This window comes from Luteibacter anthropi, from assembly GCF_023699965.1.
In the GTDB taxonomy this organism is placed as follows: Bacteria; Pseudomonadota; Gammaproteobacteria; order Xanthomonadales; family Rhodanobacteraceae; genus Luteibacter; species Luteibacter anthropi.
The window spans coordinates 2,658,193-2,682,023 of sequence record NZ_CP077072.1; the positions used below are offsets into that span (position 1 = coordinate 2,658,193).

A 23,831-nucleotide genomic window follows, 5' to 3' on the forward strand; every position below is an offset into this window, starting at 1 on the left:
ATCGGGAAAGGGGCGGCGAGCATGCCACATCTCCCGTATATCGGGCCTTCACGAGCGGGAAAGCCCTTGGAAAGGATGCTCACGTAGCCTCCACATTAACCTGGAACAAGGCTGTATCAACGTGGTGAGCAATACCTCCTGGAACATCCTCTGCGACTTCGACGGCACCATCGCCGTGGAAGACGTCATCGACTCGCTGCTCGACAATTTCGGCCGTCCCGGCTGGGAAGTCCTCGAGCGCGACTGGCGCGCGGGCATCATCGGTTCGGCCGTGTGCATGGCCGGCCAGGTGGCCCTGCTCGACATGGATCGCCCGCAGCTCGACCGCCACCTGGCGGGCCTGCGCATCGACCACGGTTTTGCCGCGTTCGTGAAGGCCACCATCGAACACAACATCCCCATGGAGATCGTCAGCGACGGCCTGGACCACGCGATCCACGCGATCCTCGCCAACCATGGCATCGCCAGCCTGCCCACCGTGGCCAACCACCTGAACCAGGCCGGTCCGCGCCAGTGGAACCTCACCTCGCCGTTCAGCGCCCCGGGCTGCCGCAGCGGCACCTGCAAGTGCGCGCGCGTGGCCTCGGCCAAGGCGCGTGGCGGCAAGACCCTGCTCATCGGTGATGGCGCCTCCGACTTCTGCGCGGCCGACCGCGTCGATTTCGTATTCGCCAAGAACCGCCTGATCGAACACTGCCGCGCCGCGGGCATCCCGTATGCCCCGATCGCCAGCTTCGACGAAGCCCTCGAATTGCTTCCCGCCCTGCTCGACGGTCGCCTGCCTCCGCAGGCCGTCATGCCCACCATTCTGCCGAGCTCCCAGGAAATCCCTGCATGAACGTGTTTGCCAAGAACTCCGATGTCGTGATCGACGACGCGACCCTGCTTGCCGACGAAGCGAAGTACTGCTCGTTCGGTGACACCGTCCATTACGTCGATCCGCCGAAGATCTTCCGCCACGCCGAAGGCAGCTACATCTACGACAGCGAGAACATCCCGTTCCTCGACCTGCAGATGTGGTACTCGGCCGTGAACTTCGGTTACGGCAACAAGCGCCTCAACGATCGCCTGAAGTCGCAGATCGACCTGCTGCCGCAGGTGGCCAGCCAGTACCTGCACCAGGGCAAGATCGAACTTGCCAAGACCATCGCGGTCGATGCCAAGCAGAAGTTCGGCGTCGACGGCCGCTGCCACTTCAACGTGGGTGGCGCGCAGGCGGTGGAAGACTCGCTCAAGCTCGTGCGCAACGCGCGCGGCGGCAAGAGCCTGATGTTCGCCTTCGAGGGCGGCTACCACGGCCGTACCCTGGGCGCTTCGTCCATCACCTCCAGCTACCGCTACCGTCGTCGCTTCGGCCACTTCGGCGAGCGCGCGCAGTTCATCCCGTTCCCGTATCCGTTCCGTCGTCCGAAGGGCATGACCCCCGAGGAATACTCCGACGCCTGCGTCCGTCAGTTCGAGCGTCTGTTCGAGACCGAATACAACGGCGTGTGGGATCCCAAGGTCAACGAAGCCGAATACGCCGCTTTCTATGTCGAGCCGATCCAGGGCACCGGCGGCTACGTCATCCCGCCGAAGAACTTCTTCATCGACCTCAAGAAGGTGCTCGACAAGTACGGCATCCTCATGGTCGTCGATGAAATCCAGATGGGTTTCTGGCGCACCGGCAAGCTGTGGTCGATCGAGCACTTCGGCGTCACGCCGGACGTCCTCGTCTTCGGCAAGGCACTCACCAACGGCCTGAACCCCCTGTCGGGCATCTGGGCGCGTGAAGAGCTGATCAACCCCACCGTGTTCCCGCCGGGCTCCACCCACTCCACGTTCAACTCCAACCCGCTGGGCACCGCCCTGGGTCTGGAAGTGATCCAGATGGGTTACGAGCTCGACTACGAAACCAAGGTGGCCGAGAAGGGCAAGCACTTCCTCGAGGGCCTGCGCGACCTGCAGAAGCGCCACAAGGAAATCGGCGACGTCGACGGCCTGGGCCTCGCGCTGCGCGCCGAGATCTGCACCGAAGACGGCTTCACCCCGAACAAGGCGTTGCTCGACCGCATGGTCGACATCGGCCTGGCCGGTGGCCTGACTCATGAAGGCAAGAAGATCGGCCTCGTGCTCGACGTGGGCGGCTGGTACAAGAACGTGATCACGTTCGCGCCGTCGCTCGACATCAGCCACGACGAGATCGACCTCGCCATCTCCCTGCTCGACCAGCTCCTCACGCTTGCCAAGCGTGGCGGCTGATCGCCGGTAAAGATCCGGTGGCGTTCGTGAACCAGCTCGAGCCGGATTCCCTGCTCGGGCACTTCAGGCGCCATCCGCCGCCGATGTTTCATCCCATCCCCGCGGCGGATGGCGCGCCACTTTTCGTGGCGCCGTTCGATCTGCTCACGACCGCCGACGAAGACCTTCGTCGGCGTGTTTCGTCGTGGCCGCTGCAAAAACTGCTCAGACGCCTGCTGGTGCAACGCACCTGCTTTGCCGGCACGACCGTGTCGGAATACTCGCTGTTTGTCGCGTCCAGCGATCCGGTGAAGGTGGCGCGTGACTGGGTGCGTCAGTTCGGCAGCGAGAACCCGCTGCTGATCGTGAAGGATCTCGCCGTCGACTCGCCGCTGACCAGCGCGGCCGATCGTGCGTGGACCGGGCGTTTCGTCGAGGCGGCGCGTGATGTGGGCTACATCCTCGTCGAGGGCCAGGCCCTGGCCTATGTGCCCATCGATTTCACCTCCACCGACGAATACCTGTCGCGCCTGTCGTCGTCGCGCCGGAAGAACCTGCGCCGCAAGCTGCGCTCGCGCGAAAAACTCCGGGTGGAGCGCATCCTCACGGGTGAGGCGTTCGCCACCGATGCCATGGTGGACACCTATTACGCCCTGTTCGAGAACGTCTACGACCAGAGCGAAATCCACTTCGACAAGCTCAGTCGCGATTTCTTCGCAGCGGTGCTGCGCGATGCCGGTGCCGTCGTTTTCAGCTACTACGCCGATGACCAGCTGGTCGGCTGGAATCTCTGCTACGAGCACGACGGCAAGCTGCTCGACAAGTACGTGGGCTTTTCGTATCCCGCAGCGCGGGATCTCGACCTGTACTTCGTCAGCTGGTTCGTGAACCTCGAATACGCCATCGAGCGCGGCCTGACTCACTACGTGGCAGGCTGGACCGATCCGGAAGTGAAGGCGCAGCTGGGTGCGCGCTTCCATCTCACCCGCCATGCGGTGTACGTGCGCAATCCGATCCTGCGCACGGTACTGCGGCGTTTCCAGCATCACTTCGAATCCGATAGCCAATGGGGGGCACACGATGCGGCAGCCGGTCGTTCTTGATGTCGACGGCTCGCTCGGCCCCCTGGCGCGGCGCATCGTATTGCCGTTGCGGGAGTGGGAAGAGACGATCCGATTCGGTTGTTCGCTGGCTAACATGCAGCGTTTTTCGAAGACGCTGGTGGAAACCCTGCCGCGTGAACATGGCACGGTGTTCCTGGGCAGCGGTGACTTCCATCACCTGACCTGGCCGCTGGTTGAGCGGGTGCCTGGCAGCGAGCGTTTCCAGGTGGTGGTGCTCGACAACCACCCCGACAACATGCGTTTTCCCTTCGGCGTGCATTGCGGTTCATGGGTGCGCAAGGTGGCGATGATGCCGCGCGTATCGCACGTGCATGTCATCGGTATCACATCGTCCGACATCGGCCGTGGGCATTCGTGGGAGAACTATCTCGGTCCGCTACGCGCGGGCAAGCTCACGTACTGGTCCACAGGCGTGGATGTGAGCTGGGCACGCCGGGTTGGTCTGGCGCAGGGGTTCCGCAGTTTCGAGTCATCGGAGGCGATGGTGGATGCCTTCGTTGACGACCAGCAGGGCAGCCGCGAGGCCACCTACCTGTCGATCGACAAGGACGCCTACGCACCCGACGTGGCAATGACGAACTGGGACCAGGGCACGCTCAGCGAGGCGGGCGGTGCGGCAATCATCGACGCGCTGCGCGGCCGCGTGATCGGCAGCGACGTCACCGGTGAGATTTCGCGCTACCAGTACAAGACATGGTGGAAGCGTCGCCTGAGCGCGATGGACGGCCAGGAAGACATCGACCCGGCCCGCCTGGCGGCATGGCAGGCCCAGCAGCACGCCCTGAACGTCCGCCTCCTCTCCCTCATCCACCGCTAATCCCCCGTGTAGGAGCGCGCCTCGCGCGCGACCGATCGAAGCGCTGCGTCGCCCGTTGAAAGCGGCCTCCCTAACGAAGGAGTGGGAGCCGACGCATCGGCGATGTTGCGCTCCGTAGGAACCCAGACCTTGTGGTGCGTCGCTCCATAGGAAGGGCTCGCCTATCGCCCTCGCATCGGCGCTGGAACGTGACGTTGCAGAGCCGACGGGGACGGCCCTTGTCGCTCCGGCCTGCGGTGTCCCTCGGGAAAGGAGGAGCCGCTGCGCGGCTCAGTGTCTTATGGCTTGCGCCCCTTCGGGCACGGTGAGCGGGCGGGGTTTCTCGACTCGGCCTCCGTGCCTCGGCGAGAAAGACGGGTCATCCTGACCCGCCCCCTTCGGGCCTTGTCCGCCCACTCCCCTCACCTCCATCAAGTCGCGCCAAGGGCCGCCCCCGCCGCCTCTGCCGAACGTCATCGCAGCTTGTTGTAGGAGCGCGCCTGCGCGCGACCGGTTGTCGCGAACATCATCATCGTTCCGATCCATCCGGTCGCGCGCAAGGCGCGCTCCTACAGGGATACGGGGTCGTGGTGCAAATACCTTGTAGGAGCGCGCCTGCGCGCGACCGGTTGCCGCGAACATCATCATCGTTCCGATCCATCCAGTCGTGCGCAAGGCGCACTCCTACAGGGATACGGGGTCGTGGTGCAAATACCTTGTAGGAGCGCGCCTGCGCGCGACCGGTTGTCGCGAACATCATCATCGTTCCGATTCATCCGGTCGCGCGCAGGGCGCGCTCCTACAGGGATCGGGTTTTACGGTATCGGTCGCCGTGTTCCTAGGAAACATCGACCGCATTTTCAGACCAGTCCTAAAGACATTCCCCTTCGCATGCCTACACTGGGGAACCTCTTCAGTCACTGATGAGGTCGCCTCCCTTGAGGCTGCGCAACAGGCTCTTTCCGGTGATCGGCATCGCGCTGTCGATCGTGGCGGCCCCTTATCTGGCCGGCCAACTTACGCTCTGGTTTCTCAGCCTCACCGATCCTCCGGTGACCTGGCACCTGTGGTCGGACTACGCCCGGGTGATGCATCAGGCCGGTTATGCCGCCTACGCCTGGCGCATCCGTCTCGCCGGTGGCCTGGGCTTCGGCATACCGCTGCTGGTGATCCTCGCCTGCGTCGTCACGTTGATTCGCGCTTTTCGCGCTCATCGTGCCTTGCGCCCGACACCGCGCTTCGAACCGCTGACCCACGTATCGGCAGCTTTCCGGCATGGCGTCGTCCTCGCGCGCGGTATTGCCACTGATCATTCGGTACTGGTCGTCGCGCCAAATGCCCGCCGCGCACTGCAAGGCACCCTCGTGCCGACCCTGCGCCACGCGCGTGGCCCCTGGCTGCTCGTCGGCACCCCGGAGGTCATTGCTGCCACAGCGTCGCAGACCCGAGGCCGGCCTGTGGTTCGCGTCGCTCCGTTCGGCCACGGCCATCGCTGGAATCCCTTCGCGGCGGCGTGGAGCGAAAACGGCCTGCACCTGCCTGTGTTGGAGAGTCTTGCCGAACGCTGGTTTCCGGTCACCGACCCTCGCCAGCGCTTGCTCACCAGCCATGCGCGGCAGGCGTTCGTGGCGCTGGTCCGGGCCATCGATGACGTACTTCGCCATGGTGGCGAGGTGGTCATCCCGGCGCCGGGTGACCTTCAGCGTTTCATTGAGCCTTTGAGTAAGGATTCACGCCGGTCCTATCTGGATCACCTCATCGCGGCACCGGGTATCTCGGAAGCTACGCGGCAGGCGCTGCAGCCCTGGTGCGCCCTGGACGACAAGGCCTTCGCACGGGTGAGCGAGGCCTTGCGGGGTGGCCTTGGCCTGTTCAGCCGTCCGCTGGCCGACGCCGCGACCCGGGGCAATGACCTTGCCGGCATCGACCTGACGAAGGCGGTCGTCCTGTTGGAACTTCCGGCCGACATGCAGCGACAGGCCCGGCCTCTGGTCGATGCCTTCATCGCGTGGTGGCGACATGCCACGCGCGAGGTACCGCATCGACGGCTGATCCTCGATGGACTCGACCACCTTGGCCACCTGCCGGTGCTGCTCGACGGCGACGTGTCATGCCTTGCCACGACGCGCCGCCTGTCGAACCTCCGCACGGTCTACGGTCGTGACTTTTCCGCCTTGCTTCAGCGCTTTCCCTGCGTGGTCATGCAGACCGCCCCCGATCAAACCACCGCGGAGGCTGAACAGGCCGCACTGGAAGCTTATGTGTCCGTGCATGAGCCGCACCGGCATCCACCGACGCGCCCGGCGACGACACGCGATCTGTGCGAACTGAAGGCCGATCACCAACTCGTGCTGATCCGTCCGCATTCGATACCGCGTCTATGTCGCATACCCACTATGCGCTACCGGCCTGCCACCTTGCCAGACCGTCCCGATGGAGATGCCATGCCTTTTCCCCGTTCCCTCGCCGGCCTGCTGGCCTCACTGATAACAGCGTGTTCTACGCAGGTACCCGATGAAAGCGTAGCTCCCGGATGGAGATATCGCGAGGATGATCCGCGTTGCAACAGCATGCACAAAACGGATCATCCGCCGCAGATGTACATCGACGCCTGCCTGGGACCGCATCGATTCCGGTTCTTGAAGAACCTCTATGTCGATCACATCGGGCAGGATCTCGTAGGAACAAGCGTCGGTCTTGCTGTTCAGTGGCCCTCCCTGGAGCCATTGCCGTTGGGGCTGGATTATCACGCAAATACACTGACCTTCATTTCGAATGTATCCATCGACATCCGTTTCACCGGCGGTCGATCAAAGGCATTGAATAAGCAGTACATGCTTAGGGCCATTCAGCCGCTCAATCCGAATGATCCGGTATCGCGGGCGCACCCCGGTGAAAATCTGGGTCTTCGTCTGAAGGAAGCCCCTGTCTACGGGCTGACACCGTATCTGGCCGACTTTGACAAGCTGAAGATCTACTATCGAAAGAAGTACGGGGTGGAGATGCCTGCGGCCAGCCCTGATAACAACAAGGACTGGTTTGTTCAGTTGGATGAAGACGGCGTACCCACCACGTTGATCAGTTGCGACTCGAGGCTTCTTGCCGATGGCGCTCGTATCGTGAATGGTCACATCGTCGATGCATTCAAGGAGGACCGGAATCGATCACTATGTGAACACCAGTTTCTCATACAGGAGTATGACCTCATTGTCTATGTGAGCTACTTACGTGTCGTCATGCATGACTGGCAGCGCATCGAAGCCTATGTGCGACGGCTTATTGCCTCGACGGAGGTTAAGCCGTGACCTCACCTGCAAGAGCGCTTGATGAAAAAGACCTGACCGTTCTCCAGCATTACGCGGATGCAGGGAATCGTGAACTCTATTGGAACTACCTTGCCCAGCTACCCGGTAATGACGGTTACGGTCTCCTGGCGTTGGGTGTGGTGCGTAATGACAACATGCCAGGGGCTACAGCCAATGCATATGCGCAGAACTATGCCCAGGACCATAACGGCAAGGTATTGACTGAGCGCGAGTGGGACGATTTCGGTGTTGATCTGGTAAGGCGAGATTTCTTGCACCGCAAGATATGGGCATCAGATCCAGATCATCCGGAGTATTCCCTTAACCTCCCCGCTCGATGGGTAAAAGATGCGCACGACAAATCGTTCGACAAGATAGGCATCGATCCCAATGCGTGGACGCCACGCAAGCTTCTGGAAGCAGCACAACAAAGGGATGTGGCGGAGAAGCAGCAAATCGCTCGTGGAGAGATGCTCCCCGAGGATGCCAGGCATCACGCCGAAACCCACTGGTCCACCATGCTCAACAACGGCTACGGCGGCCTGCACCGCATGAGCGCCACGGCCCTGCAAGCGTCGGTCGATCGCGTCATGTCACCGGACGACCAGAAGGGCTACATCACTGACATGGCAGCAGCGTACTTCACGGCCATGAAGGATCGCTCCCATCTTTCACCCGACATCATCGGCCAGAAGGATCACTACTTCGGTCGTGACCGCAATGGTGACTGGAGCGAATTCCGCGCCCTGCATACGGCGATCGGCACCGAGACCGACATGCGGGATGTCACCGATCCGAAGACCATCCAGGAGCTGGAAGACACCCGCAACCTTCGCCTGGAACGCAAAGCCGCCCGCGAGGCGTTTCATCCGGATGATCCAGGTAAGCTGCAGGCGTCGCCGCATCCGCTGGCGGATAGCCGGCCGTCGTCGAGCTTTCCTTCAGAGGCAGATGATCCTGTCTACGCCAGCATGCGGCTCCAGCTGCCGCTGGACGTATCCGATGAGAAGGTGGCGCAGATGGCGGTGCGGGCGAGGGGTATCGGCATTCACCACGAGCGTGATCTGGCCGGGGTGGATGTCGAGGGGAGGGAGCTGGTGTGTCGGGGCGTGCGACCGGGGAGCGAGGTGGCTGTGTCGATGGATACCCCTGCGCTACCCAAGGAGGACAACATGGCGTTGGCGCAGGGGCTGGATCAGCAGGCGTTTCAGCAATCGCAGCAACAGGCGATGCAGCAGGCTCAGCAGGTGGCCATGCAGCAGGACGGCCCGGTGATGCGGTTGTAGGAGCGTGCTTGCGCGCGACCGATTGTCGCGAAAACCATCAACGCATTCGCATCACCGGTCGCGCGCAAGGCGCGCTCCTACATGGTGTGGTTACCAGCGGCCTATGAGGTGTTGTACGAGCAGGCTGGTGAGTGCCACGGCGGCCCACACGCCCAGTCCCAGCAGGATCGGGCGTGGTCCCGTCGATGCCATGCGGCGCAGGTCGGCGGAGAGGCCGATGGCGGTCAGTGCCACGATGATCAGGCATTCCGCGATGAAGTGGATCACCGGCAGGGCAGCTTCGGGAATGACGCCTGCCGTGCGGATCGCCGATGCGACCAGGAACCACAGAATGAACCAGGGGAAGATCTTCGCCAGGCTGAAGTCGGTGGCGCCGCCGCGCTTTTCTTTCCACGCGACGACGAGTGCGATGACGAGGCAGATGGGAATGATCAGCGTGGCGCGGGTGAGCTTCACGATGGTGGCGTAATCGCCTGCCGCGTGGCTGTAGCTGTAGCCGGCCGCTACCACCGACGAGGTGTCGTTGATCGCCGTACCAGCCCACAGGCCGAAGCCGAGGTCGGAGAGGCCGAGCCAGTGGCCGAAAGCGGGGAAGGTGAGCACCGCCACGAGGTTGAACAGAAAGATGGTGGATATGGCGAACGCAGTGTCGTGTTCGTCGGGTTTCACGATGGGCACGACGGCGGCGATGGCGGAACCACCGCAGATGGCGGTGCCTACGCCGACGAGTAGCTTGAGCATGTCATGCACGCGCAGCAGCTTGCCCAGGCCCCAGGCAGCGAGGCCGGCGGCCGTCACGGTGGCGAGGGTCACCGACAGCGATTCCATGCCGGTGTGTGCGACCTGGGTGAGGCTGAGGCCGAAGCCGAGCGCGATGATCGACCATTGCAGCACCTGCTTGGAGGCGAAGCGGATGCCGGGCTGGAAGCGGGCGGAAGGAGCGGCGAAGTGGCGGACGAGGATGCCGAGCACGATGCCGCAGACCGCGCCTCCGACCAGGGGCATGAGCCGGCCAAGGCCGTAGGCGATGGCGGCGACGCCGAAGGCCAGCGCGATGCCCGGCAGGCGGGATTCGGCTGCGGGAGATGAGAGGGGGACGGTAGCCACGGGGTGGATCCTTCGCTTGGGACCCGTGAATTGTCGCGTGCCCACATCCATAAACATATTGAAAATGATTTATTCGGTGTATAAATCATCCTTATGCATTCGGTCAGCCCTCGTCAGTTGGATGTTTTCGCCGCCATCGCGACGACGGGCAGCGTGCGCGCTGCCAGTGAGCAGTTGTTCCTGAGCCAGCCTGCGGCGTCCATGGCGTTGGCGGAGCTGGAGCGCCAGATCGGGGCGCCGTTGTTTGACCGTGAGCGGGGGCGTCTGCGTCTGAACGATCGTGGCCGCGATCTGCTGCCGCTGGCCCGCGAGTTGATCGAGCGTCACGCGGAATTCGGTCGTCGCGCGCAGGGTGGTGTAGCCGAGCTGGCGGGGGATATCGGGGTCGGGGCGAGCAATACGGTGGGCAATTACCTGGTGGGTGACCTGCTGGGGCCGTTCGCCGAAGCCCACCCTGGTGTGTCGTTGCGTCTGGGTGTGTCAAATACCGCACAGATTGCGCAAGGCGTGCTCGACCATGAGTACGACATCGGTTGTGTCGAAGGGCCGGTGACGCATCCGTCATTGGAATCGCGGCCGTGGCGGGAGGATCGGCTGGTGGTCTGTGCGCGTCCTGCGCATCCACTGGCGGGTAAGAAGCGTCTGCGGCGTGAGGATTTTGCCGGTGAGCGCTGGGTATTGCGCGAGCGAGGCTCGGCTACGCGAGCGCTCAGCGAACGTGCCCTGGCGGAATTGCCGGAAGGGCACACCGTGCTGGAGCTGGATCAGTCGGAGGCGATCAAGCAGGCGGTGATTGCCGGACTGGGTATTGCGTGCCTGCCCGTAGTGGCGGTGAGCGACGCTGTGCAGACCGGGCGCTTGTGCGTACTGCCTACGCCCTTTCTGGATTTGCGAAGAATGCTGTCGATCCTGCTGCACCGGCGGAGATACCGTGGAGCGGTACTCGAAGCGTATCTTGCGTCCCTGAATCAGATCACCTAGCCGTCGTTCCAGCGGAAGCTGGGACCTGGCGCGATGCAGTCGGTTGTCGCGCTAACACCCCCTACGCCAGAGCCGATGCAGCGCCCTCGCTGTGCTGGTGAACCGGGGCGCTGGGTTCCTGTTTTCACAGGAACGACGGGTAGGAATGTAGCGGTAACCCTAACCAAGCCGCCGGGTAGGGACGTTTCGACAACCCCGCCCGAAGCCGTCGTTCCAGCGAAAGCTGGAACCCAGTGCGATGCAGCCGGTTGTCGCGCTAACATCCCCTACGCCGGAGCCGATGCAGCGCCCTCGCCTTACTGGCAAACCGGGCGCTGGGTTCCTGTTTTCACAGGAACGACGGGTAGGAATGTAGCGGTAACCCTAACTAAGCCGCCGGGTAGGGAAGTTTCGACAACCCCGCCCGAAGCCGTCGTTCCAGCGAAAGCTGGAACCCAGCGCGGTGCAGTCGGTTGTCGCGATAACACCCCCTACGCCAGAGCCGATGCAGCGTTCTCGCCTTACTGGCAAATCGGGGCGCTGGGTTCCTGTTTTCACAGGAACGACGGGTAGGAATGTAGCGGTAACCCTAACCAAGCCGCCGGGTAGGGAAGTTTCGACAACCCCGCCCGAAGCCGTCGTTCCAGCGAAAGCTGGAACCCAGCGCGGTGCAGACGGTTGTCGCGATGACACCCCCTACGCCAGAGCCGATGCAGCGCCCTCGTCTTACTGGCAAACCGGGGCGCTGGGTTCCTGTTTTCACAGGAACGACGGGTAGGAATGTAGCGGTAACCCTAACCAAGCCGCCGGGTAGGGAAGTTTCGACAACCCCGCCCGAAGCCGTCGTTCCAGCGAAAGCTGGAACCCAGTGCGGTGCAGTCGGTTATCGCGATAACGCAGCTACACCTCTCAAACACCAAGCACGCTACGGTTCTTCCCGTTTCGCTTCGCCTCATACATCGCCTCGTCGGCAGAGGCGACCAGGCGATCATAGATATCGCCCTGCTGGAACAACGTCACGCCGATGCTCGCACCGATGCGGGCGGGAATACGAAGATCAACGACGTCGAGCACATAAGGCTCGGCGATCACTTCGCACAAGGTCTTACATCGCGCAAGCGCACCTTCCGCGTCGGCCGTGTCGTGCAGGAGGATGGCGAACTCGTCACCGCCAAGACGGGCCACCGTATCGCTGCCACGTGTGCGCGCATCGATGCGCGCGGCAATCGCCTTGAGCAGCTCGTCACCGGCCGCATGGCCATGACCATCGTTCACGCCCTTGAAGCCATCGATGTCGATATAAGCCAGGGCAAACGAAGGGCCGCCGGCATTTGCAGCGTCGATGGCGCTCTCCAGCCGCTCGCGGAACAGCACGCGATTGGGCAGGCCGGTGAGGGCATCGTGCATGGCCTGGTGACGAACGACCTGCTCCATGCGCGTGCGCTCGGCCACTTCGCGGGTGAGCTGCTCGTTACGCTGCGAAAGCTCATCCAGTGCCTGCTGCAACAGCGCGCGCGCCTTGTAAAGCTCCAGGAAGATCTTCACCTTCGACTGCAGAATCACGTCGTTGATCGGCTTGGCGATGTAATCGACCGCACCCGCCGTGTAGCCCTTGATCCGGTTGATATCGTCCGAATATGCCGCCGTGACGAAGATGATCGGCGTCTCGCTCAGGTGGTCGTTCTCGGAGATGAGCTGCGCCACCTCGAAGCCGTCCATCTCCGGCATGTTGACGTCGAGCAACACCAGTGCGAACTGATGGTCCAGGCACAGCACCAGGGCGTCGTTACCGTTTTCTGCTTCGTAGATATCGGCATCGGCGCGCGCGAGCAGGCGGCGCATGGCGATGAGGTTGGCGGGGGTGTCGTCAACGACGAGGATCTTCGGGCGAATCGGATTCATGGCATGCACAATCGGTTGAGCTCGGCCGCGATGGCATCCAGCGGAAGCAGGACATCGGCACCTGCGACTTCCAGGCCGGCAAGCGGCATGACGTCGACTTCGGCGGTGGCAGGGTCCTGGATCACGGCGTAGCCACCCGCGTCGCGCACGGCCTTCAGGCCGTTGGCTCCGTCGGAATTGGCGCCGGTCATCAGGACGGCGACGAGGCCGTCGTGCCATGCCGCGGCAGCGGTTTCGAACAGGACGTCGATCGAAGGGCGCGCATAGGCAACCTTGGCATCGACACTCAGGGAAAAATGGGCGTTGCTTTCCACCAGAAGATGGTAGCCAGTGGGTGCCACATGCACGACACCCGGATCGATCGGTGCGCGTTCGCGCGCCTCGACCACGGGTAGCGGACTGTGCAGCTGGAGCAGTTCAACCAGCAGCGATACGTCGGGCGATCCGGTATGGCAGCAGACCACGACAGGTACTGGCAGCTGCGGATCGAGACCGGGAAGGAGCCGCTCCAGGGCGATGAGCCCCCCGGCACTGCAACCGATGGCGATGGCCGTACGCAGGCTCATTTGCGCAACGGCCTCGCGCCGGCACCACCGACCTGATAGATGCGCAGGGCACCATCGATATCGGCGAAGCCTGCGGCGGAAGGGGAGAAGTCGATGTTCTCGCGCGTACCCAGGCAAAGGAAGCCGCCGCGGACGAGGCTGTCGCGGAACAGGCCGAGCGTGCGGTCCTGCAAGGTGTTGCTGAAATAGATCAGCACGTTGCGGCACAGGATCAGGTGGGCTTCGCAGAACACCTCGTCGGTGACGAGGTTATGGTTGAAGAAAGTAACATTGCGGCGCAGGCGCTGGTCGATCTTGATGAAGTCGTAGCGTGCGCTGTAGTAATCGCTGAACGAGCGCGCACCGCCGGCCTCGATATAGTTGCGCGACCATTCGCGAGCATCGCGGGTGGCATAGATGCCTTCCGCTGCAGCGGCGAGCGCTGCGTCGTTGAAGTCGGTGGCATAGATGCGCGAGCGATCGTAGAGGCCGGCTTCTTCCAGCAGGATCGCAAGGGAATAGACCTCCTGCCCGTGCGCGCAGCCGGCCTGCCAGATGTTGATCTCCGGATAGGAGGCCAGCACCGGCAGCACCTTGTCGCGCAGCGCGCGGAAGACGGGCGGATCGCGGAACATCTCCGAGACCGGCACCGAGAGCCCTTCGATCACGCGCGACAGGAAACCATCCTCGTGCAGCACGCGATTCACCAGTTCGATGATCGTACCGGTATCGTGCGTGCGCACGAGCTGCTGCACCCGGCGCTTCAGGGATGCCGGAGCATACTCGCTGAAATCGTGCCCGTGGCGCAGCTGCATGGCGCGCACGAACAACTGGATCTCAATGTCCTCGACGTCCAAGTCAGTTCCTTGCCGGCAACCACACGCGGATCATCGACAGCAGGCGATCGATGTCGATGGGCTTGGAGAGGTAATCGTTGGCACCCGCTTCAAGACACTTCTCGCGATCGCCACGCATGGCCTTGGCGGTGAGCGCGATGATGGGCACCTTGGCCACGGCCGGCCGCGCGCGGATCGCGCGGGTGGTTTCGTAGCCGTCCATGACCGGCATCATGATGTCCATCAGCACCAGTTCGATAGCGGTGTCCCTGTCCAGCGTGTCGAGGGCCTTCTGGCCATCCTGCGCCATGGTGACGTCGATGCCCTTGGCACGCAGCACCTTGGACAGGGCGAACAGGTTGCGCATGTCGTCGTCCACGAGCAGCAGGCGACGCCCACGCAGATCGGCCTCGTCCACGCCGCCGGCTGCCGTCGCGGCTTCAGAACGCGCACCGCCGCCATGGCGGATCGAATGCAGGAACAGGCTCACCTCGTCGAGCAGGCGATCCGGAGAGCGGGCACCCTTCACCACGATGCTGTCGGTGTACTGGCGGATGCGCATGCTTTCCTCGCGGGAAAGATCACGACCGGAATAGACCACCACGGGCGGCGTGTGTCCGTTGCGAGAGAGGTGCTCCAGGAACTCCATGCCCGACATGCCGGGCAGGCCGAGATCGAGCACGATGCAGTCGTACGAGGTCTGCGTGCAACGGGCGAGGGCTTCCTCACCCGAGGCCGCCTCGTCGATCTCGACCGAGTCATCCTTCAGCAAGGTGCGAACGGCCGTGCGAGCGCTGGCGTCGTCATCCACCACCAGCAGGTGGCGTGTACGGCCTTCAGCGAAGTGCAGCAGGCGTTCGAATGCCGTGGAAATGGATTCGCGGCTGACCGGCTTGGTGAGGAAGCCGACGGCGCCCAGTTCGAGGCCGCGGCTGGCATCGTCGGTGGCGGAGATGAAATGCACCGGGATGTGCCGCGTGGAAGCATCGGACTTCAGGCGCTCGATGACCGTCCAGCCATCCATGCCCGGCAGCATCACGTCGAGCAGGATGCCCGTGGGACGGTACTGGCGGGCCAGGGCAAGGCCCGACTCGCCATCGCCAGCCGCAAGTACGCGATGCCCCTTGCGATGGATCATGTCCGCGAGAATGCGCGCGAAGGCCGGGTCGTCTTCCACTACCAGGATCGCCGTGTCGCCCGGGGCGATCGAACTGCGATCATCCGGAATGCTGTCGGCGATGAGCGATGGAGACAGGGGCAGGGTGGCCTCGGCGGCGGCCTGCTGGAGCGGCACCGGCTCGGCGCGGATGCCGCTGCCTTCGGGCGCTTCGTCGGGCAGGAAAATGGTGAACGTGCTGCCTTCGCCCGGCTGGCTTTGCAGCACGATGTCACCACCAAGCAGGTTGGCGATGCGCCGGGAGATGGCAAGCCCCAGGCCGGTGCCGCCGTACTGGCGGCTGGTGCTCGCATCCACCTGTTCGAAAGCGTGGAACACACGCTCGAACTTGTCGGCGGGGATGCCGATGCCGGAGTCGGTGACGGCGATGCCCACCGTATGCGCGCGGTCCATGCCCGTCGGGATCTTCGTGTCGGCATCCGGCCGGGCGATGCGCAGCGTGACGCGGCCTTCCGATGTGAACTTGAAGGCGTTGCTGAGCAGGTTGTTCGCCACCTGTTCCAGCTTGCCGCCATCGGTGCGGATCGACTCCGGAATGCCGCTGTGCAGATCGACGTCGAACCGCAGGCCTTTTTCCTGGGCCACATGGTTGAAGGTGCGGCCCAGCGTGCGGGCGAGGTCGCCCAGCGAGAAGGTGTCGACCACCAGTTCCATCTTGCCCGCCTCGACCTTGGACAGGTCGAGGATGTCGTTGATGAGGCGCAGCAGGTTGCTGCCGGCATCGTGGATGATGCGTGCGGATTCGACCTGCTCGCCGGTGAGGTTGTGTTCGTCGTTGTCGGCCAGGCTGCGCGAGAGGATCAGCAGGCTGTTGAGCGGCGTGCGCAGCTCGTGCGACATGTTGGCGAGGAATTCGGACTTGTACTGGCTGGCACGGGCCAGCTCTTCGGCCTTGTCCTGGGTGTCCTTCTGCAGGGATTCCAGGGCGTCCTTCTGCTGGTTGAGGGTGACGCTTTTCTCGCGCAGCTCCTCGTTGGATGCGTGCAGCTCTTCGGTCTGCACGCGGAGCTCTTCCTCGGAAGCGACCAGACGCTGCGACTGTTCTTCTAGCTCGGCCGTCTTGTTCTTCAGCTCTTCGTTGGTCTCGCGCAGGTCTTCCTGCTGGCGGCGCATGGCTTCTTCCGAAGCGCGCAGTTCGTCGGCCTGGCTCTGGGTCTGTTCCAGCAGCACGCGGGTGCGCAGCGCGCGGGTGAGGTTTTCCAGCGAGAGCGCCACCACCGGCATCAGCTCGTCGAGCAGGCGTTCCTCGATATCGCTCAGGTGCGCGAAGCTGGCGATTTCCAGCACGCCCAACAGGTTGTCGCGCGAGACGATGGGCACCACGGCCACGCTGCGCGGCGAAGCTTCGCCGGTGCCGGAGTGGATGCGGGTGTAGTCGTCGGGAACGTCCTGCAGGATGATCGAGCGGCGTTCGGTGGCGGCCTGGCCGATCAGGCCTTCACCCAGGGCGTATTCGGTGGTGACGTGGCGACGCTGCTTGAAGCCGTAGCTACCCAGCAGTTCGAGCCGCGAATTGTCCTCGCGGAACAGGTAGACGACACCGACGCCGGCCTTCAGTGCCGGCACGAGTTCGGTGACCAGCGTGTCGGCGAATTCCCGGTACGTGGTGGCTTCCTGCAACTTGCTGGAAATGGACGAGGCGACCGACTTGAGCCAGGTCTGGCCCGCCGTCTCGATCGCCATTTCCTTGAAGATCTGCAACGCGCGGGCGATTTCACCGATCTCGTCGCGCCGGCGGAGCTGGCGTACTTCGATGCTGTGGTCATGCGCCGCGAGGCGGGTCATCAGCTCGGTCATCCGCACGATGGGGCGGGTGATGAGGCGGAAGGTCATGGCAATGACCAGCGCGCCGAATACCAGGCAGAGCACCAGCGAGGCAATGTTGATGTACTTGGTGGCACGCAGCGTGCTGTCGAGTTCGCCGTTGCGGATGTCGAGCAGTTTTTCCTCGGTGTCCGACATCTCGTCGATGAGCTTGCGGATGTCCGTCATCAGCACCGTGCGCTGGGCGAGATAGCCCCGGCGAATGGTGTCACGAGCGGCGAGTGTTTCCGGGGTGATCTCCGTGCCCGTCTTGCGGATCGGATCGAGGGCGATGGTCTTCACCTCGGTCTTCCAGCGATCCAGCATGTCCTGGAGCCGGTCGATGCGCGCCTGTTGCAGCGGGTTGTCGATGGTGAGCTGGCGCAGCTTGCCCACGCTGTTCACAAGGTCGCGGTCGGCCGATTCGAAGTCGGCCGTTTCGCTATCGGACTGGTTCAGCAGGTAGCCCCGCGCTGCAACCTGCCGCGACTGCGCATCGGCGCTCACGTCGGCCAGGGTAAGCAGCACCACATAGGTGTGCCGCGACCAGCTCCGTGTGTCGCTTTCCCGCTCCATGGATATGAGGTTGGCGATGCATGCCGCCACGAACAGCACCAGCAAGGCACCGATGGCGATGACGATCTTGCGCTGAAGGGGCTGGTCGGCCAGCCAGTGACGCTGTTTTTCTTCGGTGGACATGCGATGACCGGTGGGATGCGGGTAAAGGGCGATGGCCCCTGGGGTAGTACATCGGAACGGCGTGTCCCATCCATGGGCGCCGCCACATTATCAGCGATCCGTCATGCCGGTGGCGTGTCACGGCGCCAGGGCGGGGGCACGAGGCTGCCCCGGCGCATCGCCAGGGCCAGGAAGCCGGCGGTCACCATGGAACAGATTCCCACCGTCACCACCGAGGCCTCCACGCCAAAAGCACCGCCGGTCAGCCAGTCGGGGCCCTGCATGTGGGACGCCAGGAGACCGTGCTGCTCGAAGCCCGACACCGGGATGCCATAGAACGGTCCCTGGGTGACATTCCAGGCGGCGTGGGCGCCCATGCACGCCCAGAGCGAGCGGGTCACATGGAAGAGCAGGCCAATAAGAAGGCCCGCCTCGATGGCGATGGCCACGGCAGACCAGGTGGTGGCGTTGGGGTTGGCGATATGCAGGCCACCGAAGACCGCGGCCGAGACCAGCAGGGCCGCCCAGGTACCCAGCCCTTCCTCGACGATGCGGAAGATCACGCCCCGGCTGATGATTTCCTCACCGACCCCGGCACCCACGCCCATGACGAGGATAGGCCCGAGCCAGTCCACATCGTGATGGATGCCATTCACGCCATACGCGCCAAGCGCCCACAAGGCACCGACGATGAGGGAGAACATGGCCGCGCCTCCGGCCAGCCCGAGAAGAAGGTGGGGCAGGGCCTTGCGTGGCGCCAGTTCGTTCACGCGCCGCCATTCGATGAAGCGGACGAGCAGCCAGTAAGCCAGCACGATAGGCAGCAGGCGAAAGAACTGGATGGCAGGGGTGACGTCACGGAACGCGATATGTCCGCGCGGCAGGCTCAGCGCGTTATAGGCGAGCTTCGTGAGCATATGGAGGATCGCCATGATCACGAAGAAAGCGACGATCCGCCCGAGAGGGCTGCGGAGCAGGCGGAGGGGGAGGCGGGGCGATGGCGCGTCAGGTTGCATGAAGGTCTCGTGGATGGGCTTGCGCGGGCAGTCTACGCAGGCATGATGTGCGGCATAAGCCCGATCGTGCCGTCAGCTCCATCCCCCCCTGGAACGCCGCCGATGTCCAAGCCGTCCGAGAACGACCCGTCCAGCCCGCTGAACCGTCGCGAGCAGACCTTTCCCCGCCTCGATGCGGACATGGCAGGCCGGATCGCCACCTATGGCCGCGAGGAGTACGTGCCCGCCGGCACCATACTCTTCCAGCGGGGCCAGCGCCGGGTCGATTACTTCTTCATCATCGAAGGCTGCATCGAGATCTACGACTTCGGCGAAGATGGTCAGCCGCGCATCTTCAATGTCCACGGCCCCAGCCAGTTCACCGGCGAGGTCGATCTCTTCAGCGAACGACAGGTCATGGTCAACGGCCGCACGGGCGCCGACACCCACCTGATCCGCGTCGATCCGGCCGGCTTCCGTCGCATGGTCTCGGCCGAGCCGGACATCGGCGAAATCATCATGCGCGCCTTCATCCTGCGCCGGGTGGGCCTGATCCAGAGCGGGCAGGGCGGCGTGACCCTGGCCGGTTCGGCCCATGCGGCGGATACCGTGAGGCTGCGCAGTTTCCTGATCCGCAATGGTTACCCCTATCGCCTGCTCGACACCGACGTGGACGAGGACACCCGTCACCTCATCGACGGCTTCGGCCTGGATCCGACCGAATGCCCCGTCGTGATCCTGCCCGACCGCCGCGTGCTGCGATGTCCGTCGACCGCCACGCTTGCCGACGAACTGGGCATCACCATCGAACTGGATGCATCCCATGTGTATGACACGACGGTGATCGGCGCCGGGCCGGCCGGTCTCGCGGCGGCTGTCTACGCTGCATCCGAAGGCCTCGATACGCTCGTGCTGGAGGCACTGGCGCCGGGTGGTCAGGCCGGCACCAGTTCCAAGATCGAGAACTACCTGGGCTTTCCCACCGGCATCTCCGGCCAGGCCCTCGCCGGTCGCGCGCAGGTGCAGGCCATGAAGTTCGGCGCACACATGGCCATCGCCCGCTCGGTGGAGCGCATGGATTGCAGCAGCCACCCCTATCGCCTCCACCTGGACGACGGCAGCGTCGTCACCACGCGTTCGGTCGTGATCGCCACGGGCGCGCGCTATCGCAAACTGGTGCAGGTGGATTACGAACGCTTTGAAGGGCAGGGCATCCACTACGCGGCCACGGCGATGGAAGCTACGCTCTGTGCCGGCGAGGAAGTGGTGGTCGTCGGCGGCGGCAACAGCGCCGGCCAGGCAGCGGTGTTCCTCGCACGCACCGTGGCACACGTACATATCCTCGTGCGTGGCGATGGCCTCGCCGCCACGATGTCCGACTACCTCGTGCAACGCATCGCGCAATCGCCACGCATCACGCTGCATTCGCACTGCCAGATCGATCACCTCGATGGCGATGGCTATCTGCGCGAAGTCGGCTGGCACTGCACGCGCACCGGTGTCACCACGCGCCGCGGCGTCGGCAGCCTCTTCGTGATGATCGGCGCCGAACCAAACACCGCCTGGCTACGCGACTGCCTCGACCTCGACCGCAAGGGTTTCGTGCTGACCGGCCGCGACGCAGACGGTTTCGCCACGCCATCCCCCTATGCCACCACCCTGCGCGGCGTATTCGCCGTGGGCGACGTACGCTCGGGCTCCGTAAAGCGCGTAGCCTCCGGCGTAGGCGAAGGCTCGGTAGTCGTCCAGGCCATCCACCGCTACCTCAACCCCTCCCCCGTGTAGGAGCGCGCCTTGCGCGCGACCGGTTGGAATGGTGTCGCTCCGTAGTAAAGCAGTCCATGCGGTGTTTCGCTCCGTAGGGTGAGCTCGCCTATTGGCCTCGCGCTCGGCGCCTGCTGCGTGGTCGCTCAGAGGCGACGGGGGCGGCCCTTGGCGCTCCGGCCTGCGGTGTCCCTCGGGAAAGGAGGAGCCGCTTCGCGGCTCAGTGTCTTATGGCTTGCGCCCCTTCGGGCCCGGTGAGCGGGCGGGGTTTCCTGACTCGACATCCTGTCTCGGCAGGAAAGGCCGGCCTTCCTGGCCGGCCCCGCTCCGCGGCCTTTTCCGCCCACTCCCCTCACCTCCATCAAGTCGCGCCAAGGGCCGCCCCCGCCGCCTCTACCGATCTCACGGTGATCTTGTAGGAGCGCGCCTGCGCGCGACCGGTTGTCGCGAAAACCATCATCGTTTCGATCCAACCGGTCGCGCGCAAGCACGCTCCTACAGAGATGCGGTGTCGCAAGATGGATCGCCGATGCGACCGGCGCCACCTCACGACTAACCTGGCGTAACTACTGTCGTGTAGGAGCGCGCCTGCGCGCGACCATTCATCGCGCAGAACATCATCGTTGCCGGTCGACCGGTCGCGCGCAAGCACGCTCCTACAGGGATTGCGTGTCGCTCGATGGATATCGAATCGATCGGCGCCAAAGCCGATGCGACCGCATGAAAGGCGTATGCCGATGTGATGCAGGGCGTCTTTACGGAATACATGGCCGAAACCGAGTTGCCGAATCAACGCTATGTTGCCCGGCTGATGTCGGGCGTCAACGTGCTGTATCGCATGCGTCTGCAATGCGCCAAGCAGGCGAACGGGCAGCGCACGTGGGGCGAGGTGCGTGCGCTGGGAGGCGCGAAATGATCGTGGGGCTGTGGGTGTCGCGCTGATGTTGCTGGTGGTGAACCTGCTTATCTACCTGAGCAGCTATGGCGGGGCGTATTCACTGGCGACGGGGGCGCGGATGTTTTCAGCGCTGTCGTTTGTGGTGTTTATTGCCGGGTCGTACGCCGTGGGCGATATGGCGAGCACCCATCGCCGATGCGATCGGCTCCTACCCCTCCGGTAGCACCGTTGCATTGTAGGAGCGTGCTTGCGCGCGACCGGATGAATCGAAACGATGAAGGTATTCGCGATAACCGGTCGCGCGCAGGCGCGCTCCTACAGGGGTGCAGTAACCCCAGAGGTTTTTCCACACGATCACCGTGAGATCGGTAGAGGCGGCGGGGGCGGCCCTTGGCGCGACTTGATGGAGGTGAGGGGAGTGGGCGGACAAGGCCGCGTAGCGGGGCCGGCCAGGAAGGCCGGCCTTTCCTGGCGAGACAGGATGTCGAGTCAGGAAACCCCGCCCGCTCACCGTGCCCGAAGGGGCGCAAGCCATCAAACACTGAGCCGCGCAGCGGCTCCTCCTTTCCCGAGGGACGCCGCAGGCCGGAGCGACAAGGGCCGCCCCCGTCGCCTCCAGGCGACCACGCCACAGGCGCCGAGTGCGAGGCCGAAAGGCGAGCCCTTCCTACGGAGCGAAACACCACAAGGCCGCTTTACTACGGAGCGACACCATTCCAACCGGTCGCGCGCGAGGCGCGCTCCTACAGTTCGATGGAGGCGGCGTGTTCGCGGGTGGCGGAGAAGCGGATGGTGGGCCAGCGTTCCTGAGCCAGTTGCAGGTTGACGCGGGTGGGGGCGAGGTAGACGAGTTCGCCGGCGGCGTCGATGGCGAGGTTGCCGGCGTTTTTTTCGCGGAATTCTTCCAGCTTCTTCGGATCGTCGCAGTGGATCCAGCGGGTCGTTGCCACGCCGACCTGTTCGAAGGCCGCATCGACGTTGTATTCGTCTTTCAGGCGGTAGGCCACCACGTCGAACTGGAGTACGCCGACGGCACCGAGGATGAGGTCGTTGGACATCAGCGGGCGGAAGAACTGCGTGGCGCCTTCTTCCGACAGCTGCGCCAGGCCCTTTTGCAGGGCCTTCATCTTCATCGGATCGCGCAGGCGCGCACGGCGGAACAGCTCTGGTGCGAAGTTGGGGATGCCGGTAAACGACAGGCCTTCACCTTCGGTGAAGGTGTCGCCGATGGTGATGGTGCCGTGGTTGTGCAGGCCGATCACGTCGCCGGGATAGGCTTTTTCCACGATTTCGCGATCCGACGCCATGAAGGTGAGTGCATTGGCGATGCGCACTTCCTTGCCCGTGCGCGTCTGCTGCATCTTCATGCCGGCGGTGTACGTGCCCGAGCAGATGCGCATGAATGCCACGCGGTCGCGGTGTGCCGGGTCCATGTTGGCCTGGATCTTGAAGACGAAGCCCGAGAGCTTTTCTTCATCCGGAGCGACTTCGCGGGTGAGCGTCTGCCGCGAACGCGGCGACGGGGCGTGTTCCACGAAGAAGTCGAGCAGCAGCTGCACGCCGAAGTTGTTCACGGCGGAGCCGAAGAACACGGGCGTCTGCTTGCCGGCCAGGTAGTCTTCCACGTTGAACGGGTTGGATGCGCCCAGCACCAGTTCCAGTTCGTCGCGCAGGTCGTTCAGGGCTTCCTCGCCGATGCGTGCGGCGAGTTCGGGGTGGTCCAGGCCCTTGAAAATGGTGGAATCCTGGCGGGTGAAGTTCTTGCCCGGCTCGAACACATGCACTTCGTCGAGCAGCACGTGGTACACGCCCTTCAGGCGCGAGCCCATGCCAATCGGCCACGTGAGGGGGGCGCAGGCGATGCCGAGCACCGATTCCACTTCGTCGAGCAGCTCGATGGGCGAGCGGCCCTCGCGATCGAGCTTGTTGATGAAGGTCATGATCGGCGTGTCGCGCAGGCGGCAGACCTCCATGAGCTTGATGGTGCGTTCCTCGACGCCCTTGGCGCAGTCGATCACCATCAGGGCCGAGTCCACGGCCGTGAGCACCCGGTAGGTGTCCTCGGAGAAGTCCGCGTGGCCCGGGGTGTCGAGCAGGTTGACGATGGCGTCGTTGTATGGGAACTGCATCACCGACGAGGTGACCGAGATGCCGCGCTCCTTTTCCAGGGCCATCCAGTCCGAGGTGGCGTGACGGGCCGCCTTGCGGCTCTTCACCGAGCCGGCCATCTGGATCGCGCCTCCGAACAACAGCAGTTTTTCGGTCAGCGTGGTCTTGCCCGCGTCGGGGTGGCTGACGATGGCGAAGCTGCGGCGGCGCCGGGTTTCGGAGAGGTGTGAGGACATGGAATCGTGGCCGTGGATGGGGCTAACCGCCTATTCTAACGCGGATTTGCCCCGCCGCCTGCCCCGGAAGCCGAGGGGGCGGACTTGGCC

The 23,831-nt window shown here is 63.9% G+C and carries 16 protein-coding genes; 9 read left to right on the plus strand and 7 right to left on the minus strand.

Going from position 1 to position 23,831, the window contains the following annotated elements; all coding sequences use genetic code 11:
- Window positions 1-124: 124 nt before the first annotated feature.
- The 6 genes from KR767_RS11715 to KR767_RS11740 all read left to right on the plus strand — a co-directional run bounded on the left by KR767_RS11715 (window position 125) and on the right by KR767_RS11740 (window position 8,731).
- Window positions 125-838 (plus strand): HAD-IB family phosphatase, encoded by a 714-nt coding sequence (locus KR767_RS11715; RefSeq protein ID WP_166947641.1) that lies wholly within the window; start codon window positions 125-127, stop codon window positions 836-838.
- Entirely contained in the window at window positions 835-2,241 is a 1,407-nt protein-coding gene (locus tag KR767_RS11720; protein ID WP_166947643.1) for an aspartate aminotransferase family protein, read from the plus strand. The genes KR767_RS11715 and KR767_RS11720 overlap by 4 nt, the downstream gene beginning before the upstream one ends.
- 17 nt (window positions 2,242-2,258) lie before the next feature.
- The gene (locus KR767_RS11725; RefSeq protein ID WP_250876435.1) at window positions 2,259-3,323 is read left to right on the plus strand and encodes a GNAT family N-acetyltransferase; all 1,065 of its coding nucleotides are present in this window, start codon (window positions 2,259-2,261) and stop codon (window positions 3,321-3,323) included.
- Window positions 3,301-4,161 carry an arginase family protein gene (locus KR767_RS11730; protein WP_166947645.1) on the plus strand — a complete coding sequence of 287 codons (861 nt, stop codon included), beginning with the start codon at window positions 3,301-3,303 and terminating at the stop codon, window positions 4,159-4,161. Before KR767_RS11725 ends, KR767_RS11730 begins: the two co-directional genes overlap by 23 nt.
- 917 nt (window positions 4,162-5,078) lie before the next feature.
- A complete protein-coding gene (locus tag KR767_RS11735; protein ID WP_250876436.1) occupies window positions 5,079-7,445 on the plus strand; it encodes a hypothetical protein in 2,367 nt (788 codons plus the stop codon).
- Window positions 7,442-8,731, plus strand: coding sequence for a hypothetical protein (locus KR767_RS11740; protein ID WP_250876437.1), 1,290 nt, complete (start codon window positions 7,442-7,444; stop codon window positions 8,729-8,731). The genes KR767_RS11735 and KR767_RS11740 overlap by 4 nt, the downstream gene beginning before the upstream one ends.
- Before the next feature lie 90 nt (window positions 8,732-8,821).
- Here KR767_RS11740 and KR767_RS11745 read toward each other — a convergent pair whose 3' ends face one another.
- Window positions 8,822-9,838, minus strand: coding sequence for a YeiH family protein (locus tag KR767_RS11745; protein ID WP_250876438.1), 1,017 nt, complete (start codon window positions 9,836-9,838; stop codon window positions 8,822-8,824).
- Window positions 9,839-9,931: 93 nt separating this feature from the next.
- Here KR767_RS11745 and KR767_RS11750 point away from each other — a divergent pair, with 93 nt between their 5' ends.
- Window positions 9,932-10,819, plus strand: coding sequence for a LysR substrate-binding domain-containing protein (locus KR767_RS11750; RefSeq protein ID WP_250876439.1), 888 nt, complete (start codon window positions 9,932-9,934; stop codon window positions 10,817-10,819).
- Between the two features lie 888 nt (window positions 10,820-11,707).
- On the opposite strand, the gene KR767_RS11755 is transcribed toward KR767_RS11750, so the two are convergent.
- The 5 genes from KR767_RS11755 to KR767_RS11775 all read right to left on the minus strand — a co-directional run bounded on the left by KR767_RS11755 (window position 11,708) and on the right by KR767_RS11775 (window position 18,656).
- The gene (locus tag KR767_RS11755; protein WP_208392500.1) at window positions 11,708-12,700 is read right to left on the minus strand and encodes a two-component system response regulator; all 993 of its coding nucleotides are present in this window, start codon (window positions 12,698-12,700) and stop codon (window positions 11,708-11,710) included.
- Window positions 12,697-13,266: a chemotaxis protein CheB gene (locus KR767_RS11760; protein ID WP_250876440.1), complete on the minus strand. Its 570-nt coding sequence runs from the start codon at window positions 13,264-13,266 to the stop codon at window positions 12,697-12,699. The genes KR767_RS11755 and KR767_RS11760 overlap by 4 nt, the downstream gene beginning before the upstream one ends.
- A complete protein-coding gene (locus tag KR767_RS11765) occupies window positions 13,263-14,102 on the minus strand; it encodes a CheR family methyltransferase (protein WP_250876441.1) in 840 nt (279 codons plus the stop codon). Before KR767_RS11765 ends, KR767_RS11760 begins: the two co-directional genes overlap by 4 nt.
- Window position 14,103: 1 nt before the next feature.
- Window positions 14,104-17,760, minus strand: coding sequence for a response regulator (locus KR767_RS11770; RefSeq protein ID WP_250876442.1), 3,657 nt, complete (start codon window positions 17,758-17,760; stop codon window positions 14,104-14,106).
- A gap of 101 nt (window positions 17,761-17,861) precedes the next feature.
- Complete coding sequence (locus tag KR767_RS11775) at window positions 17,862-18,656, minus strand: CPBP family intramembrane glutamic endopeptidase (RefSeq protein ID WP_250876443.1); 795 nt, start codon at window positions 18,654-18,656, stop codon at window positions 17,862-17,864.
- Between the two features lie 201 nt (window positions 18,657-18,857).
- Between KR767_RS11775 and KR767_RS11780 the strand changes: the two genes are divergently transcribed.
- Both KR767_RS11780 and KR767_RS11785 read left to right on the plus strand, forming a co-directional pair.
- Window positions 18,858-20,519: an FAD-dependent oxidoreductase gene (locus KR767_RS11780; protein WP_250876444.1), complete on the plus strand. Its 1,662-nt coding sequence runs from the start codon at window positions 18,858-18,860 to the stop codon at window positions 20,517-20,519.
- Between the two features lie 721 nt (window positions 20,520-21,240).
- Window positions 21,241-21,414 carry a hypothetical protein gene (locus KR767_RS11785; protein WP_250876445.1) on the plus strand — a complete coding sequence of 58 codons (174 nt, stop codon included), beginning with the start codon at window positions 21,241-21,243 and terminating at the stop codon, window positions 21,412-21,414.
- A gap of 725 nt (window positions 21,415-22,139) precedes the next feature.
- Here KR767_RS11785 and KR767_RS11790 read toward each other — a convergent pair.
- Complete coding sequence (locus tag KR767_RS11790) at window positions 22,140-23,741, minus strand: peptide chain release factor 3 (RefSeq protein WP_166947659.1); 1,602 nt, start codon at window positions 23,739-23,741, stop codon at window positions 22,140-22,142.
- Window positions 23,742-23,831 lie beyond the last annotated feature (90 nt).